16 protein-coding genes and 1 pseudogene are annotated in these 16985 nt (G+C 37.2%); 16 read left to right on the top strand and 1 reads right to left on the bottom strand.

The features are described 5' to 3' along the window. Positions 1 to 135: 135 nt before the first annotated feature. The 16 genes and pseudogenes from IGK21_RS06425 to IGK21_RS06500 all read left to right on the top strand — a co-directional run bounded on the left by IGK21_RS06425 (position 136) and on the right by IGK21_RS06500 (position 14979). Positions 136 to 912 carry a dihydroorotate dehydrogenase electron transfer subunit gene (locus tag IGK21_RS06425; RefSeq protein WP_053766055.1) on the top strand — a complete coding sequence of 259 codons (777 nt, stop codon included), beginning with the start codon at positions 136 to 138 and terminating at the stop codon, positions 910 to 912. Further along, a complete protein-coding gene (locus tag IGK21_RS06430; protein WP_034697879.1) occupies positions 909 to 1838 on the top strand; it encodes a dihydroorotate dehydrogenase in 930 nt (309 codons plus the stop codon). The genes IGK21_RS06425 and IGK21_RS06430 overlap by 4 nt, the downstream gene beginning before the upstream one ends. Beyond that, positions 1835 to 2551, top strand: a complete 717-nt coding sequence (pyrF, locus tag IGK21_RS06435) for an orotidine-5'-phosphate decarboxylase (RefSeq protein ID WP_181914967.1) — start codon at positions 1835 to 1837, stop codon at positions 2549 to 2551. The genes IGK21_RS06430 and pyrF overlap by 4 nt, the downstream gene beginning before the upstream one ends. Next, entirely contained in the window at positions 2533 to 3183 is a 651-nt protein-coding gene (gene pyrE / locus IGK21_RS06440) for an orotate phosphoribosyltransferase (RefSeq protein ID WP_164445105.1), read from the top strand. The genes pyrF and pyrE overlap by 19 nt, the downstream gene beginning before the upstream one ends. Before the next feature lie 724 nt (positions 3184 to 3907). Further along, entirely contained in the window at positions 3908 to 4549 is a 642-nt protein-coding gene (locus tag IGK21_RS06445; RefSeq protein WP_010719207.1) for a YfbR-like 5'-deoxynucleotidase, read from the top strand. A 31-nt stretch (positions 4550 to 4580) separates the two neighbouring features. Continuing rightward, positions 4581 to 5285 (top strand): carbonic anhydrase family protein, encoded by a 705-nt coding sequence (locus tag IGK21_RS06450; RefSeq protein ID WP_181914968.1) that lies wholly within the window; start codon positions 4581 to 4583, stop codon positions 5283 to 5285. Further along, positions 5282 to 6190, top strand: a complete 909-nt coding sequence (locus IGK21_RS06455; protein ID WP_010737543.1) for a LysR family transcriptional regulator — start codon at positions 5282 to 5284, stop codon at positions 6188 to 6190. Before IGK21_RS06450 ends, IGK21_RS06455 begins: the two co-directional genes overlap by 4 nt. Before the next feature lie 722 nt (positions 6191 to 6912). Further along, entirely contained in the window at positions 6913 to 7086 is a 174-nt protein-coding gene (locus IGK21_RS06460; protein WP_178286290.1) for a hypothetical protein, read from the top strand. Positions 7087 to 7329: 243 nt separating this feature from the next. Next, positions 7330 to 8535, top strand: coding sequence for a hypothetical protein (locus tag IGK21_RS06465; RefSeq protein ID WP_181914969.1), 1206 nt, complete (start codon positions 7330 to 7332; stop codon positions 8533 to 8535). Positions 8536 to 8681: 146 nt separating this feature from the next. Then, positions 8682 to 9241: pseudogene (locus IGK21_RS06470) on the top strand (transposase); the annotation flags it as partial. 405 nt (positions 9242 to 9646) lie between these two features. Next, positions 9647 to 10369 carry an ATP-binding cassette domain-containing protein gene (locus IGK21_RS06475; protein ID WP_181914970.1) on the top strand — a complete coding sequence of 241 codons (723 nt, stop codon included), beginning with the start codon at positions 9647 to 9649 and terminating at the stop codon, positions 10367 to 10369. Continuing rightward, complete coding sequence (locus IGK21_RS06480) at positions 10366 to 11037, top strand: methionine ABC transporter permease (protein WP_181914971.1); 672 nt, start codon at positions 10366 to 10368, stop codon at positions 11035 to 11037. The genes IGK21_RS06475 and IGK21_RS06480 overlap by 4 nt, the downstream gene beginning before the upstream one ends. Before the next feature lie 11 nt (positions 11038 to 11048). Continuing rightward, on the top strand, positions 11049 to 11861 hold the full coding sequence (locus tag IGK21_RS06485; RefSeq protein ID WP_088775142.1) for a MetQ/NlpA family ABC transporter substrate-binding protein: 813 nt from the start codon (positions 11049 to 11051) through the stop codon (positions 11859 to 11861). 263 nt (positions 11862 to 12124) lie between these two features. Then, positions 12125 to 12931 (top strand): YusW family protein, encoded by an 807-nt coding sequence (locus IGK21_RS06490; RefSeq protein ID WP_181914972.1) that lies wholly within the window; start codon positions 12125 to 12127, stop codon positions 12929 to 12931. A gap of 172 nt (positions 12932 to 13103) precedes the next feature. Next, the gene (locus IGK21_RS06495; protein ID WP_096709139.1) at positions 13104 to 13439 is read left to right on the top strand and encodes a PadR family transcriptional regulator; all 336 of its coding nucleotides are present in this window, start codon (positions 13104 to 13106) and stop codon (positions 13437 to 13439) included. Beyond that, positions 13420 to 14979: a DUF4097 family beta strand repeat-containing protein gene (locus IGK21_RS06500; protein ID WP_181918561.1), complete on the top strand. Its 1560-nt coding sequence runs from the start codon at positions 13420 to 13422 to the stop codon at positions 14977 to 14979. The genes IGK21_RS06495 and IGK21_RS06500 overlap by 20 nt, the downstream gene beginning before the upstream one ends. A gap of 145 nt (positions 14980 to 15124) precedes the next feature. On the opposite strand, the gene efbA is transcribed toward IGK21_RS06500, so the two are convergent. Next, on the bottom strand, positions 15125 to 16834 hold the full coding sequence (efbA, locus tag IGK21_RS06505) for a fibronectin-binding protein EfbA (RefSeq protein ID WP_096709137.1): 1710 nt from the start codon (positions 16832 to 16834) through the stop codon (positions 15125 to 15127). Positions 16835 to 16985: the final 151 nt, after the last annotated feature.

A 16985-nucleotide genomic window follows, 5' to 3' on the forward strand; every position in this document is an offset into this window, starting at 1 on the left:
TAGTTAAAATAGCTTGTAGGCACCTAAACAGAGATAAAAGTGATCATTTTCGTTCGCCTTGTTACTGACATTGGCTGAAAGGATCACTTTTGTCGAGATGTTTGGCAATGAAAAATCCCAAAGAGGAGAGCAGATATGAAGCAAGAAGTCATGACAATCATTCAACAAACACAACTAGCACCACGTATTTATGAATTGACTTTAAAAGGAGAATTGGTCAAAGAAATGTTAATACCTGGGCAGTTTTTGCATATTCGAGTACCTAGAGCAGATTTGCTTTTACGCCGCCCCATCAGTATCCATTCGATTGATCAACAAAACTACACTTGCCAGATCATCTATCGAATCGAAGGTGAAGGAACGAAAGAATTTTCTACGTTGAAGGCTGGCGATTCTTTAGACGTTTTAGGGCCATTAGGCAATGGTTTTGACCTAACTGGATTGTCCGCAGGAGATGAAGTGTTCATCGTAGGGGGAGGAATTGGTATCCCACCTTTATATGAATTAGCCAAACAACTGAATATGCGGGACGTAAAAGTCACCAATTTTTTAGGATTTGCATCAAAAGAAGTCATGTACCATGAAGCAAAGTTTCATGAATTAGGTGAAACCAGAGTAGCGACGGATGATGGTACTTATGGGATCCATGGAAACGTCGGGAATCTGCTAATGAGTACTCATAAGCAACCAAAAGCTGTCTTTGCTTGTGGTGCAAATGGTCTCTTAAAAACAGTCGAACAACTTTTTGTGGATCACCCAAATGTCCAATTGTCCTTAGAATCACGAATGGCTTGCGGTATCGGTGCTTGTTATGCGTGCGTTTGTCATCGACCGGATGATGAAACTGGAACAAAAAGTGTCAAGGTGTGTGACGAGGGGCCAATTTTTAAAGTAGGAGAGGTTGTCTTATGAGTAATCCCTTAGCAGTTAAGCTCCCGGGTTTGGAATTGAAAAATCCGATCATGCCAGCCAGTGGATGCTTTGGATTTGGAAAAGAATATGGGAAATATTACGATTTGAATCAATTGGGGTCGATTATGGTCAAGGCGACAACGCCGCATGCAAGGTTTGGTAATCCCACCCCACGTGTGGCGGAAACACCCTCCGGTATGTTGAATGCGATCGGATTGCAAAATCCCGGTCTGGAAGTTGTCATGAATGAACTGTTACCAGAATTAGCTGTCTATCCAGATTTACCTATCATTGCGAATGTCGCTGGTGCCTGTGAAGAAGACTATGTCGAGGTTTGTCGTAAAATTGGAGAAGCGCCGAATGTCAAAGCGATCGAGTTGAATATTTCTTGCCCAAATGTCAAACATGGCGGCATTGCCTTTGGGACAGACCCAGACGTTGCCTTTCAATTGACACAAGCTGTCAAAAAGGTTGCAAGTGTACCAGTTTATGTGAAACTTTCCCCTAATGTGACGGATATCGTGCCCATTGCACAAGCAATCGAAAGTGGAGGGGCAGATGGCTTTACGATGATCAATACACTACTTGGTATGCGGATTGATCTGAAAACACGTCAACCTATTTTAGCCAACCAGACAGGCGGTCTTTCTGGTCCTGCGATCAAACCAGTGGCGATTCGTTTGATCCATCAAGTCGCCGCTGTTTCCGAGTTGCCGATCATTGGTATGGGCGGTGTCCAAACTGTTGACGATGTCTTAGAGATGTTCATGGCAGGAGCCAGTGCCGTGGCAGTAGGAACAGCTAATTTTACGGATCCGTACATTTGTCCGAAACTGATTGAAGAACTACCCGTACGAATGGCAGAATTAGGGATCGAATCCCTCCAACAACTAATCAAAGAAGTAAGAGAGGAACGAATGAAATGAACCAACGACCAATTATTGCTTTAGACTTTTCGACGTGGCAAGAAGTGGAACAATTTATGCAACTATTCCCTGAAGAGGAAAAATTATTTGTAAAAATCGGAATGGAATTATTTTATCAGGAAGGACCGATTATTGTTCGTTGGTTGAAAGATGCCGGACATGAAGTATTTTTAGACTTGAAACTTCATGATATCCCTAATACGGTGGAAAAAGCCATGCGTGGGTTAGCAAAACTAGGCGTGGATATCACTTGTGTCCATGCAGCTGGCGGAATCAAAATGATGCAAGCGGCACTACGTGGGCTAGAAGAAGGAACTCCTGCTGGCAAAAAACGCCCATTGTTATTAGCAATCACTCAGCTTACTTCAACGAGTGAAGCGGATATGCATCATGATCAATTGATCCAAGTTCCCTTAGAAGAAAGTGTGATCCATTATGCGAAATGTGCCGAAGCTGCCGGACTAGATGGCGTTGTTTCTTCTGCCTTAGAAGTAAGTGGCATCAAAGCAGCTACCCGCCAAGATTACATTTGCCTTTCTCCGGGTATCAGACCAGAAGGAAGCGTCGCAGGTGATCAAACGAGGATCGTCACGCCTGCCCAAGCTCGAGGAATTGGTTCAACGTTTATCGTGGTTGGACGACCAATCACTCAAGCGAAAGATCCCTACCAAGCCTATCAAACAATCAAAGAAGAATGGAGTCGATCAATTTGAATACGATTGAAAAGAACATTGCCAAAGATTTGTTAGCTATTGAAGCGGTTTTCTTAAGCCCAAATGAACCATTCACGTGGGCAAGTGGACTAAAAAGCCCGATTTATTGTGACAACCGCATCACGATGAGCTATCCAAAAGTCAGAAAAGCAATTGCTCAAGGGTTAGCAGAAAAAATCAAGCAAGCATTCCCTGACGTGGAAGTCATTGCTGGTACAGCAACAGCAGGAATCCCTCACGCTGCATGGGTGGCAGAAATCTTGGACTTGCCTATGGTTTATATCCGTAGTAAAGCGAAAGATCACGGTAAAGGCAATCAAATCGAAGGACGGATTTTTGAAGGTCAAAAAATGGTTGTGATCGAAGATTTGATCTCGACAGGCCAAAGCGTTTTAGAAGCAACGGAAGCAGCCAAAAGAGAAGGCGCTAATGTATTAGGCGTAGCAGCGATCTTTACGTATGAACTACCAGCAGGTGAAGAAAATTTTGCCAAAGCAGAGTTACCACTATTTACTCTCACGAATTATTCTGTCTTGATTGAAACAGCGTTAGCCGAAAAATATATTGATGAAGCGGAATTAGCCTTGCTAAAAGAATGGAAAAAGAATCCAGCGGACTGGTTAAAACAGTAACGAAGGATACGAAGATGGAACAAAAACAAAAGACTCAAAAAAGGGCTTTCGTTGAACAAAATCCATGGTATACTAGGATCGAACAAAACAACTGAATGAAACAAAGGAAGCATCCAAGACGAAAGTTTTGCTATGGACGAGTAGCGCGATTACGGAATTTCGTAAGTAAAAAATTTTCTGCGAGGTTTTAGAGCTATGTTGTTTTGAATGCTTCCAAAACTGATTATCTTTATGATGTTTGTAAGAAGAAGTTTTAGAGCTATGTTGTTTTGAATGCTTCCAAAACTCAATATGTTTTCATTATGGACTACAATACGTTTTAGAGCTATGTTGTTTTGAATGCTTCCAAAACAAAGCGGCATGTCTGCAACTAACCGTTAGTGTTTTAGAGCTATGTTGTTTTGAATGCTTCCAAAACAAAATGAATGAGACGGAAAAATGCGCTACAGTTTTAGAGCTATGTTGTTTTGAATGTTTCTGAACTAATAGTTGCTGTGCTTCGCTTGTCGTTTTTAAGGCGAGGAGCTTGCACAGAGTTGGTTTTGAATTTTATGATTATTTTGATGGAAACTAGAGTTGTTTTTCTGGTTTCTATTTTTTTATAGCAAGAATGGCATGATTCTCATCAAAAAAATTAATTTTTCGTTGATTTACAAACGGGATATTTGCGAAAGATAGTTATTTAATGATAAAATCATCGGAAAAGTAAAAGGGAGGCTATTTTATGGGATTGAATGAATTTATTTTAGGTTTGAATAATTTGGAAAAAATTACACGAGCGCCAGGGTTCTTTAAATTTACTGAACATACGGTAGCCGCTCATTCTTATCGAGTGGCTTCGATTGCTCAAGTCTTAGGTGACATTGAAGAGGTTCATGGTCAAGCGATCGATTGGAAATTACTTTATGAAAAAGCGTTAAATCACGATTACACAGAACGTTTTATCGGGGATATCAAAACACCGGTCAAGTATGCAAATAAAGAGTTACGGGGAATGTTACAAACAGTTGAAGAAAAGATGACGGATGAGTTCATCAACCAAGAGATTCCGGAAGAGTTTCAAGAAGTATACCGCCGGCGATTGTTTGAAGGAAAAGATGACACAGTGGAAGGTGAGTTATTAGCAATCTCTGATAAAGTCGATCTATTGTACGAATCATTTGAAGAGATCATCAAGAACAATCCAGAAAAAGTATATAAAGAGATGTTTATTGAAGCGGTAACTACGATCAAAGGGTTTGAGCATCGTCCTTCTGTCAAGTATTTCTTCAACGAGATTTTCCCTGAATTACTGAATCAAGAATTTTATGGGAAAGAAGACTTTTTAGCGACTGTTTCCACGATCGTTAAAAATAGTCAACAATAGAAAATTTTGCAAAGATGCAGGAGGAATAAAAGTGAAAAAGAATATGGATGTTGAATGGGGATATACGGGAGAAAGAGGACCGGAACATTGGGCTGAATTATGCGACTGGTTTGCTAAAGGTGCGGCGTTTGAATTGCAGTCGCCCATTCCATTGACCACTTGTGAACCAGCGAAGGATCAATCAGATACCATTGCTTTTCATTATCAGAAGCAACGGTTTACAGATAAAGAATTTAAAAATACGATCCACTTGGTTCCTTATGATCAGCTTAGTTATGTCGAATTTAAAGGTCAGAAATATTATCTCACAGATATCCATTTTCATATGCCTTCTGAACATCTGATCAATGGGAATCAAGAAGATATCGAGTTCCACTTTGTTCATATGAATGCCAAAAAAGAAAATTTAGTTGTTGGTGTGATGTTTCAGCTAACGACGGATGAAGGTTGGTTGTATGATCGAGACAATGGCGATAGTTGGGATGTAGAAAAACATGAACATTGGACCAATCCATTGGTTCTTTTTCCTGAACAAAAAAGCCATTACCATTATGTCGGCTCTTTAACTACGCCACCAACGAGTGGACCAATCCAATGGTTTGTCATGGATCAAGTGCAAAAACTAAATAAAGATTTCTTGGTTCCTTTTAAAGGACAGTATGCACAACCAAACAACCGTCCGCTCCAACCGTTGAAAAATCGTCCAATCAGTTATTTTGTGAGGGATCATCAGTGAACTTCCAACAATTAAAATATGTAATTGCTGTAGCGAACAATGGGAGTTTCAGAGAAGCAGCTAAAAAACTCTATGTCGCACAACCAAGTCTTTCCGCAGGAATCAAAGAATTAGAAACCGAGTTAGGGATCACGCTGTTCACTCGAACGAATCGAGGGGCGTATCTGACCGAGGAAGGACAAGAGTTTTTAAAAAGAGCGGAACGGATTCTCTTACAGTTAGAGTCTTTAGAAAATTATTATTTGACGAATGAGAAGCGTGAAAGCTTTTCAATTGCTTCGCAACATTATGATTTCTTAGGTCCTTTAACAGCAAAGTTGATCTCTTCTTTCAAAAGTGAGATCAAACAGTTTCGAATCGTTGAAACAACGACTGCTAATGTGATTGAAGAAGTGAAGGATCAGCATAGTGAGATTGGGATTCTTTATATGAATGAACACAATCAAGCAGGGATCAAGCGCTACTTAGAACAAGGGGAACTAGTTGCCCATTCATTAGGAGAATTTCAAACGCACATTTTTTTACGTCAAGGACATCCGCTTAGTGAAAAGAAAGAAATCTTTAAAGAAGAATTACTTCCTTATCCGCAAGTAAGATTTACACAAGATGGCAATAATTTTCCTTATTTTTATGAAGACTTGATTGAAAGTCCTGATCAAGAAACGGTGATCTATACGAGTGATCGGGGAACATTGATGAATATCGTGTTAGAAACAGATGCTTATGCTTCAGGTTCTGGGCTGGTCATTGGTGAGATCAAAGAGTATTTACGTTTGATTCCATTGGCAAATAGTCCCCAAAATGAATTGTATGTGATTTATTCTGCTAAGCGCCAATTAAGCGAAATTGCACAAAAATTCATGGAAAGTCTAACCGTTTTACTAAGTCAGATCAAAACAAATTGAAAAAGCTCTTTGTCAATAAGGGCTGATGAGTGGTGTAAAATCAAATCTGGGTCAGAATGAACCTCATTCTGTCTCAGATTTTTTTTGTGTTTTGAAAGACAATGAGACAAAATAAATACCAAATAATATTTTTTTCTTCACATTATTTAAGTTTCCTTAAAAGGTGTTAGATAGCACTTTCAACAAAAAAACGTTTTCTTATTCTGATATATTATATACTTTAAGTTATGTAAAAAAATTTCATAAAATATGTGTTTTACGTCATAATCGCTAATATTTACTCCTCCGTAATTGTTTAACTAAACCAATTTTTCATGGTATCTTTTTAGATAGCTATCACTAAATTATCTCTCGCTACTCCTTATAGTAATTTATCTAGTTGATTGATTTGTAAAATACGATCAACCTGTACAAATGAACAATGAATAAATTTATAAATTACCTTTATAAAATATAATAACAATTGTAAATTATTTGTATGCAAAAAATTTCGAGTTTTTATATCAACACCTTAATCTATATCCTAAAATGAATTGAATTTCGTTGTTCTTATTGACTGTGGATGTGGAAATAATTTTTTATAAAAAAAGGACAATACAGAAAAAATGAACGATTATGACATGAAAACTATTTTTTATGACTTTTATATATATAATTTGATTTCTCTGTTATGATTTATTCAGAAAGCGCTTTCTGTTTTTTGGATTTCGAGGTAATAGAAAATGAAAAATAAGTTTATCTTATCTTTAGATATTTTAACTATTGGAATTAGCGTATCTGAAAGCAAAATCTCTGGATATGCTTCTACAATAAATGAACCATCTACTGTGGCAGATAGTAGCCAAGAATTAACTCTTTTAGATAAAAATGTAGTAGCTAAGGTAAATATCTATTAAAAGTGAAGCGTCTCTATGTGCACTCTATCGTTGGGTACAAAAATAGGAACGTGAAGGACTAGTTGGTTTGATTAGAAAGACTCGAACAGACTTTGGGCAAATTAAAGTTTCAGACGTTAGATTTTTGGTCTAACTTTTGATGATCGGTGCATTATGGCTTTTGAAACAGAATTTTTTCTGTATAAGTTTTTATTTTCCGTAGGATAAGTGAAAATCATTAAATGAAAAGGAGATTGATGGCATATGAGATTAGACAAAATGATAGTTACTTTTATTAATGCTTTAAGCATAGCAAGTGGAATAGGCGGAGCAAGGGCACTGCCTAGTTTAGACAACAAAAATCAAGGGAGGGGATTAGGAAAAGTACTAGATTTAGAAAACAGGAATGAAACCACCCGTTTATCTGATAAAACTTATTCACACAAAAAACTACAGTCAAAACACAGAAATAAGGGGAACTTAAAACATTTAGATGAAATACAAGATGATGTTTCAAGACAGCCATATTCTGCTAAAAAATTTTTACATAAAAAAATAAAGAATCTTATTAAGCAAGAAGAGACAGATTTTAAAAAATTAAAAGAGGGAATTTCTACTGAAAGTTCTATAGAAGTTAATCAATTACAAACGAATCTCCGGCGGGTTCAAAATTTTTGCTCGAAATTCCGTAAACTAAGAAATGATATAGTAATTGAATATGGTAAAATGACACAGCAAAAGGTAAATTTAAGAAAGCATAAAATAAAGAACAAAAAAATGCTTAAAGAATGCTATAAAGAAATAAAAGTTTTAAGTACAAATAAAAAGCATATCGACTATCTTATATCCAATTGTAAAGACATGGTAAATCAATTACAAGAGTCTATAGAATCAAAGAAAACCCATTCTGTGAGCACAAGTAAATCAACTATGACAACATCACACACAGAGCAACCTACGACAACATCACGCACAGAGCAACCTACTATTTCTCTACAAGAAACAGAACGTATTCTAATAAGAAGTAAAAAACTTATATCCCAGTTCAACGAGAAAACTCAAGAAATCAATGCTTTCCGTAGGCAAGAAAAAGAGTTACTTTTACTATTACAGGATCAGTATAGGACTCAATTTGAAAATCCTCGTAATATTAGTGACGTAAAAGCAGACCTTAATGAGATAAATCGTAACATAATTCCAAAATTAGAGTCGGAAAAATTTCATATTCAAGCTGAAATAATTAAGGAGGTAAATCATATAAATTCGCTTGAAGGCCAAGGGAAAATAAGTCCTTTTGAAGCAAAAAAGTTTCTTAATGAGTATAATAAACTCAATATTAACTTTGCTAAAGAAAGAAACAAAAGAGACATATCATTGAAACAGAACCTTTCAAAAAAACTAGAAAGTATAGTTTTAAATAATTCAGAGAAACCTATTGCACAAAATACAACTATATCTATGACAAGATAGTCTACAAAAAGTGTGTAAACCTTGGCTCTTTGTCAATAAGGACTGATGAGTGGTGTAAAATCAAATCTGGGTCAGAATGAACCTCATTCTGTCTCAGATTTTTTTGTTATTTCATGTTGATTAATTGATTAATCAAAAAAATCCTAAGTTATCACAAAGAAAACAAAAAGAAATACAAGGAGAATCCATTTAACGTGGAAAACTGGCACTACCTTGAAGAACAAGATGAATACATTTGCCCAGCGAATCGTCCGATACCGTTCAAAAATGATAGTCGAAAGATAAAGGTGGCTTTATTCAAGATTTCAAAATCTATGAATGTGAGGATTGTCGGAACTGTCCAGTCCGTCGTTAATGTACGCGTGCGAAAAGTGAACAAAAGCGAAAAATTCAAGTAAATAATAATGGGCGCTATTTCAAAGCAGAATGCAGAAAAAAGCTTTTAGAGGAGAAAATCGAGGTCGAACCCGCGTTCGGATATCTAAAGGCTAGCTTGGTGTTCCATCGTTTCCATTTACGTGGGAAACAAGGAGCAACGATTGATATTGGTTTGGCACTGATGGCATTAAATTTAAGAAAATTAGGAAAATATATGGAGAGGAAAGTGTACATAATAGAAAAAATAAGTTCGATTTTGACACTAGCCATCAAAGTCGAACTTATTTTCTTTTTGAGAAAGAACTATTGTCCCGCTCTCAAATTATAGAGCCATTGAAAAAGTGGTTGAATGATCGGCAACAGCGATCGTTTGACCGCTTTTTCTTTTCCTCCTATTTTTCGTTTTTATGAAAAAGAAACTGAATTTGTTGAAAAAAGAAATAACAACGTTGTTAGCTTATGGTGATTAATGGCAATAGATAGAATACATGCTTGTTACAGTGAGGGTTCTTAAAAGATACAGATAAATCGTTTTATAAAACACCATTATTAATACAGTTAAAAAACAGATAGAAGATGAGTAAAAAAGTTGCTTTTTTACGAATACTCCGCCATTATAGAAACAGTTAGTATTTAGGAAGCGTTTTTTATTTAAATAGAAAACCAATAAGCTGATTTATCTATTTTTATCAAACAGTTTGATAAGGTGTACTATTTTTCATTGGAGGAACAGATGATTGAATTGATCAATGTAACTAAAAGCTATGAAGGCACGCAAGCGGTAAAGAATATTCATTTGACAATCGAACCAGGTGAGATCATCGGAATCGTTGGGAAAAGCGGTTCTGGTAAATCCACGTTACTTCGTTTGTTGAACTTAATGGAAGAACCTAGTAGTGGGGAAATCCTAATCGATAGTGTGGCCATTCAAAAGTTGAACAAAAAAGAAAAAAGGCAGCAAAAACAAAAAATGGGGATGATTTTCCAAAACCATAATCTATTAGATAACTTAAAGGTGTATGAAAACGTGTCATTACCATTGAAGCTGCAAAAGAAAAAGAATCGTGAAAAAATCGATTATTTATTAAATTTTGTTGGGATGGCTCATAAAGCTGCTGTATATCCAGTAAAACTATCTGGCGGTGAAAAGCAACGAGTGTCGATTGCTCGGGCGTTGACACGTGATCCAGAAATTTTATTGTGTGACGAAGCCACCAGCTCACTAGATGAAGAAAATACGGAAAGTGTGATTCGTTTATTGCATAAAGTCCATGAAGAATTCCAGCCGACAATTTTCTTTGTTAGTCACGAATTAGAAACAGTGAAAAGCTTATGCCAACGAATTTTGGTCATGGAAAATGGCGAGTTGATTGGCGAATTAAGAAATCACCCACAACGTTATACGGAAGAAAACTTGACGTATTTTGAAAAAATAAAAAGGAGCTTAGCGCAATGATTCATTCACAAAGCATGATGGAGTATTGGCCAGCGCTACTGACCAGTCTCGAAGAAACGGGCATCATGATGGCTATTTCGATGGGCGTGTGTGTGGTTGGCGGATTGCCACTAGGTTTAGGGTTGTTTTTGGCGAATCCTAAAGTTCGTGGTCGTTATCCTTGGATTTATTGGACTTTGAATTTTTTAGTCACAGTGATCCGCTCTTTTCCCTATCTATTATTTGTAATTGCGTTGATCCCAGTAACTCGCGCGGTATTAGGCAAAGCCTTTGGTCCTATACCAGCTTCTGTACCACTTAGTATCATTGCGATCACTATCTTTGCCCGGCTAGTTGAACAGGTCTTGCTGGATGTTTCTGACGAAACTTATGCATTGGCTAATTCATTAGGGACGACTCGCTTCCAATATGTCTGGCATTTTTTACTAGTAGAAGCGAGAAGTGGTTTAGTCTTGGCGTATACGACGACGACTGTCAGTATGGTTTCCTATTCGACAGTCATGGGAGTCATTGGCGGTGGCGGAATCGGTGATTTTGCTGTTCGTGTCGGTTATCAACGCTATGAATATGGGGTCATGTATGTCGCCATTGTGATCATGATCGTTTTAGTCTTTATTTTACAAATGCTGGGAAACTTTGTTGCTCAGACACTGGATAAACGAAAATAGGAGGAAGAAGAATGAAGAAGTTTTATTTGATTGGTTTCGCAATGATTGCGATCTTAACTTTAGCAGCTTGTGGAGGTCATTCAGCGGATAAAGACAAAAAGGAAATCAAAGTGGCTGTTCAGTTAGAGTCATCAAAAGATATTTTGGAGATTGCCAAAAAAGAAGTGGAGAAACAGGGTTACACCATTGATATTATGGAAGTAAGTGACAATGTAGCTTATAATGATGCCGTTCAACATGATGAAGCAGATGCCAATTTTGCACAGCATGAACCGTTTATGGCAATGTTCAATCAAGAAAAAAAAGCAGATTTAGTCGCCGTTCAACCCATTTATTATTTTGCGGGGGGCTTTTATTCCAAAAACTATAAGAATGCTGATCAATTGCCCAAAAATGCTAAAGTCGGTATTCCAAGCGATCCAACAAATGAAGGTCGAGCATTAGCGATCTTAAATAAAAATGGTGTTATCAAATTAAAGGATAACATGGGGTTCAACGGTACAGTGGCGGATATCGTTGACAATCCTAAAAATCTTCAATTTGAACGAATCGATTTATTGAATCTAGTAAAAGCCTATGATGAAAAGGACATTGCGATGGTCTTTTGTTACCCTGCTTACTTAGAACCAGCGGGCTTATCGACCAAAGATGCGATCTTACTGGAAGATGAAGCTGCCAGCAAACATTACGCTTTGCAATTGGTAACGAGAGAAGGGGAAAAAGACAGCGAGAAAATCAACGTATTGAAAAAAGCAATGACGACGAAAGAAGTCGCTGAGTATATTAAGAAAAATTCGAAAGGCGCAAATATTCCAGCTTTTTAAAAGAACAAAGAAAGTGAGAAGAAATCAACAAAACGCCTGTTTTTAACAAACGAGTAAGGGTGGCATTCGACATCCTACTCGTTTTTTTGCTGCCATGAAAGACAAGAGTGAAGTTTCTTGGATGAACCCGTTCAAAGATAGCAAAAGATAAACCAAACGCTAACGATTAACTTTTTTACTATTATTTGACACTAAGTACTATTCATTGTATATTAGTGGTGCAACACAGAAATACTTACATATATCAGAAAGAAGGAATACATATGAAAATGAAAAAATTGACAGGTTTATTATTAGCGGGAATCATTCTATCCACTGGAGCCACTACTTTGGCAAGCTCGCCAGATGTTTGTGCTGCAACAGTAATTTCAGAAAACCAGTATGAGAAGATCATGAGTTTTACCAAAGCAGACTTAACAGCTGCAACGGGAATAGTGTTAGAACCAACAGAAGCGTCCATTCAGCGCATGTATGCTTCATTGAAAAAAGAACGTGTTTGGTTGGCTCTTGGTTATTCTTCGACTGAAGCACAACGAATTACTAAAAGAATGGCGCAAAGTACATATCAAGCAATAGGTATTTTGACAAGTATGGCAAATAACCAAAATATCCAATTGAAAGTCGTTGTCATCAACAAACCTAATTACAGCACAATAAACATTGGGACAATTGGATCTGTCGACAAGCCAACCGTCCCAAAAGATGAACCTGAAAAAGAAGACACCAACAAACCAGGCGATTCAGCGCTACGTGCATTGGTAAAAGAAATTGAAATTGAAATCGAGTATCAGAAAGAGAAAATCAAACTAGATTATGAAGTCAAGTCAAATGGCAAAATCAAAGCAGAAGTCAAAAATGAACGAACGGGTCTTAAGTTGCAGGATGCAAAAGCGCAGACCTATGTCGAAACACTGTTTGTAGGACTAGATGCAAAAACAAGCAGTCAAGAAGAAATTAAAACGCATATTATGGAACAGTTAGATGCGAATCAAAAAGGGTTGAAAAAATTTGCTTTTAAAGTGAAATATGCAGATAAAACAAAAGTAGATTTCAAAATCAAGTACAAGTAGATCAGGAAAAAAGGTGTACGGGGAATAAATGGGAATGCGTTAGAGAATCAGTCTAACACAAGGTTCTCAAGACTTCCTGTCCACCTTTTTCTTTTCTAGGGGGGAAAAATAAGGTAGACTCAAAATAGAGAAAAAGAAAACATGGCAGCATGGATTATGGAAGGTGAAGTTATTGGGAAAATCAAATCAATTTAAAAAAGGTGTATTGGAATTATGCGTTCTTTATTTACTGAAAAATAAGGATCGATATGGTTATGAAATTACCCAATTGGTCAATAAAAATATTCCGCTTACAGAAGGAGCGCTTTATCCAATATTGAGACGATTTGTCAAAGAAGGGTATTGTGTGACCTACCTTAAAGAATCAAAAGGAGGACCTGCACGCAAATACTACCAAATCACTTCACTGGGAAAAGAATATCTGGCTGAGTTAAATAAGGAATGGATGGTGTTTGTAGAAAATGTGGCGTTGTTAAAACAGGAGGAAGATGAGAGAGCAAATGAATGATTTTTTTGAAGCGTTAGAAGGATTATTTTTAGAAAAAGATAAAGAAGCTTTTCTTGAAATAAAAGCAGATCTTTCAAGAGAAATCAAAGTAAGGATGGCAGAAGGAGAATCTTGTGAAGCGATTTTAAAAGCTCTGGGAAGTCCGCAAGAAATTGCTGAAGCTTATTATGAAGACCAGCGCTTAGAAAAAGCGATGAAAGCAAAGCAAGATATAATTGCTGGCGAAGACCTGGTACGTGAATATAAATTGAAGCGTAATTCTTGCTTAAAACGTTGGATGATCAAACTAGGTAAGTTATTCTTGTTTTTGTTCCAAATTTTATTGCTAGTGACTAGTTTCTATTTTTTGATGATGGTGCTATATTATCTGATTTATGAACAGGTTATGATGTGGGGAGCAGTGACCTCGTCGTTATTTTCGTTATGCTTCGTTATTGTATTAAAGAAACCTGAGCAGGTAAGGAAGAGATTGTTTCTAGTTTATTTTGTGGGAATAGTTAGTTTTTTATGTAACCTATTACTTGTGTTCAATCACAGCTGGGTTTACCAAGGGCAATTTTTGACAAGAGACATAGAACTTAAAGCAAATGCGATTGAATCGTTGAATGTGTCTTCCACATATCCAGTAGATATTAGTGTAATCCAACTATCCGAAAATGAAACAGCGAAAGTAGAAATCAAGGGTCATATCAGAAAGCAAGATCAAAAACAGCTATTCAGCATGAGTAGCAGCAAAATGAACTTGACCATTGGACACCCAAGATTTTTTGACTGGTCACAAAGTATGGGAAAAGTCGAGGTCGTTTTTTATCTTCCGGAAAATACCAAACATAAATCCCTTCATTTTAACTTAGAACAAGGAGAAGTAACGTTAAATCATACATATGCAGAAAAGATCAACTTGAAGATGAAAAAAGGACGAATAAGCATAACAGATGTTTATAGTAAAATGATCCAGATACACAGCCAATCTTCCGATGTTAGCGTCCATCAATTTTTCTCTGAGCTGGCTATAAAAAATAAAGTTGGAAAAACAATTCTTTCTGATGGTCAAGGAAAAATCCGGGTAGTGACTGACAGTGGGGTAATAAAAGTTCTTTCAACGATGAGTGAAAAAATGGAATTGAATAATATCGAAGGAAAAAATATTGTTTCATCAGGAGCGATTCAACGATTGACTGCCCGTAATATGAAAGGGACTACGATTATTGAAAAACAAGCAGGAGACACATCGATAAAAAATGGCTCTGGGAAATTGGTATTGACGGATTTAACTGGTGGTTTATCGGTAGGAAATGATTCAGGCACGGTTATCGTCAGTCAGCAAATTCCTTTAGAAGCAACAGTGAAAAGTGCTAGTGGTCACGTGAAGTGGGTGCAGTCACAAGACGTTGTTAGTCGTTTTGATTTAAGTAGCACGTTCGGGGAAATAACTAATCAGTTTAAAGAGCAGACAAAAGACAAGGCGAACACTATAAACATCTCCACTGAAAAAGGCAATATCATGGTCTTAAAAAAGGAACTTGAGGGGAAAAGCTAGATAATAGAAACAAGTGCCTGTTCCAGAAAAATCATCCGATATTTTCTGGAAGGGGCACTTGTCATGTTAGCGAATAAAAAGGGGAGTGCTTACTCATCGATGATGACCAGATGCGATACTGTTGACTAGATTAAATTGCATTACATCAGTTAGTCATCTGTTTCATCTTGTTGATCTTTTCTTCTTCTGGAGTAACAATGATCGTTTTTTGATTTTCATAGATCACATAGCCTGGTTTTGCGCCATTCGGTTTGCGCAAATGCTTGACTTGAACCAAGTCCACGGGTACTTGGGCGGAATGACGGTATTTTGAGAAATAAGCAGCTAATTCAGCGGCTTCAGTTATCGTTTCATCAGATGGCTGGTCACTTTTGATAATGACATGAGAGCCAGGAATATTTTTGGCGTGGAGCCAATAGTCTGTTTTCTTCGCCGTTTTTAAGGAAAGTTGATCATTTTGAAGATTGTTTTTCCCTACCAAGATCAACGTACCATCAGTAGAAAGATATTGATCTGGCTGTGAAGGTTTCTTGCGTTTTTGTTTTTTCGAAGATTTCTTTTTTAAATAACCTTCTGCTGTCAATTCTTCTTTGATCACTTCGATATCCATAGGACCAGCAATCTCTAACTGAGACAAGACAGATTCTAAATAATCGATCTCATTTTTGGCTTCTTCGATCTGTTTACCAATCAATTTGACAGCATTTTTTAGTTTTTGGTAGCGATGGAAATATTTTTGGGCATTTTGATTGGGCGTCAATGCTGGATCGAGCTTGATTGTGATCGGCCGATCTTCTTCATAATAATTCGGCAATGTCACTTCATTTGCGCCTCGAGGAACTTGAGCCATAAAAGTAGTCAATAGTTCGCCGTCTCGACGATAATCCTCGGCATTTTCCGAATCTTTTAAGGTCTGCTCCCGTTTCTTCAGTTTATTTTTGTTGCGTTTAAGTTCATTTTCGATCTTGCGGATGAGTTCGCCACCTTGTTGTTTGGCACGGTCTTTTTCCGCTTTTTCTTGATAAAACGCATCTAATAACGCACTGAGAGTCGGGTACATCTTTTTTTGTTGCGTATTTGAATCAAAGAAACGATAGTTGATCGGCGTAAAATATTCTTTCTCCGCTACTTCATAAAGGCTAGGGGAGAGTTGGGTGTCGATTGCTGTGAAGAATTCTTGCCATACCAACATTTTTTCATTGGGGCGTTCTGTTAAGCGAGCCACCAATTCTTGCGCAGTATCAAAACCGATTCCTTGAAATTGTTGTTGGATTCCTTTTGGTGTCAAGTCCATTTGAGAAAGCCGATGGAAGACTTTTTCTTTTTCCTGACTAAAGGGATTCAGCTGGTTTTGTTCAGGTGGAGCAATATAGTCTACACCAGGCAGAAGGGAACGATAAGTATTTTGTGAACTACCAATATGCTTGATCGCATCTAAGATTTTTCCTGATTCTTTATTCACTAAGATGATCGTGCTATGACGTCCCATGAGTTCCACAATTAAAATGATATTTTGGAGATCTCCTAGTTCGTCTCGTTTCGTGAAATGAAAGTGGATCACTCGGTCGTTTTCGATTTGTTCGATCGACTCCAAAATTGCCCCATCAAGATGCTTGCGTAACATCATCACAAAGTTCGGTGGTGTGTCTGGATTTTGATAGTCGATCTGAGTGATCTGGATTCGAGCATAACTAGGATGTGCAGATAAGAGCAAACGCTGATTTTTACCACGTGAGCGAATCACTAATACGACTTCATTTTCGTAAGGTTGGTGGATTTTAGAAATCCGACCAGATAATAGAGTCTCACGCAATTCATTGATCATTGCATGAGTAAAGACACCATCAAAGGACATGGTTCATTCCTCATTTCTTTTCATAAGTAGTTTCATTATAACGAAAAAAACGTAGAAAGACCAATTTACTAGGTAGTTATCAACTGATTTGATCATAAAAAGATACTGGATTGAAAAATAATCGATATTCTTTAAATGTATTTTTTTCTAT

Origin of the sequence: Enterococcus sp. DIV1421a (genome assembly GCF_051711025.1) — a bacterium.
Lineage (GTDB): Bacteria > Bacillota > Bacilli > Lactobacillales > Enterococcaceae > Enterococcus_B > Enterococcus_B hirae.

Coding starts and splice junctions, on each gene's coding strand:
- IGK21_RS06480 (WP_181914971.1), top strand. CDS start 10,366: ATGATTCATTCACAAAGCATGATGGAGTATTGGCCAGCGCTACTGACC.
- IGK21_RS06460 (WP_178286290.1), top strand. CDS start 6,913: ATGAAAAATAAGTTTATCTTATCTTTAGATATTTTAACTATTGGAATT.
- IGK21_RS06465 (WP_181914969.1), top strand. CDS start 7,330: ATGAGATTAGACAAAATGATAGTTACTTTTATTAATGCTTTAAGCATA.
- IGK21_RS06485 (WP_088775142.1), top strand. CDS start 11,049: ATGAAGAAGTTTTATTTGATTGGTTTCGCAATGATTGCGATCTTAACT.
- pyrF (WP_181914967.1), top strand. CDS start 1,835: ATGAACCAACGACCAATTATTGCTTTAGACTTTTCGACGTGGCAAGAA.
- IGK21_RS06425 (WP_053766055.1), top strand. CDS start 136: ATGAAGCAAGAAGTCATGACAATCATTCAACAAACACAACTAGCACCA.
- efbA (WP_096709137.1), bottom strand. CDS start 16,834: ATGTCCTTTGATGGTGTCTTTACTCATGCAATGATCAATGAATTGCGT.
- pyrE (WP_164445105.1), top strand. CDS start 2,533: ATGGAGTCGATCAATTTGAATACGATTGAAAAGAACATTGCCAAAGAT.
- IGK21_RS06430 (WP_034697879.1), top strand. CDS start 909: ATGAGTAATCCCTTAGCAGTTAAGCTCCCGGGTTTGGAATTGAAAAAT.
- IGK21_RS06490 (WP_181914972.1), top strand. CDS start 12,125: ATGAAAATGAAAAAATTGACAGGTTTATTATTAGCGGGAATCATTCTA.
- IGK21_RS06475 (WP_181914970.1), top strand. CDS start 9,647: ATGATTGAATTGATCAATGTAACTAAAAGCTATGAAGGCACGCAAGCG.
- IGK21_RS06500 (WP_181918561.1), top strand. CDS start 13,420: ATGAGAGAGCAAATGAATGATTTTTTTGAAGCGTTAGAAGGATTATTT.
- IGK21_RS06445 (WP_010719207.1), top strand. CDS start 3,908: ATGGGATTGAATGAATTTATTTTAGGTTTGAATAATTTGGAAAAAATT.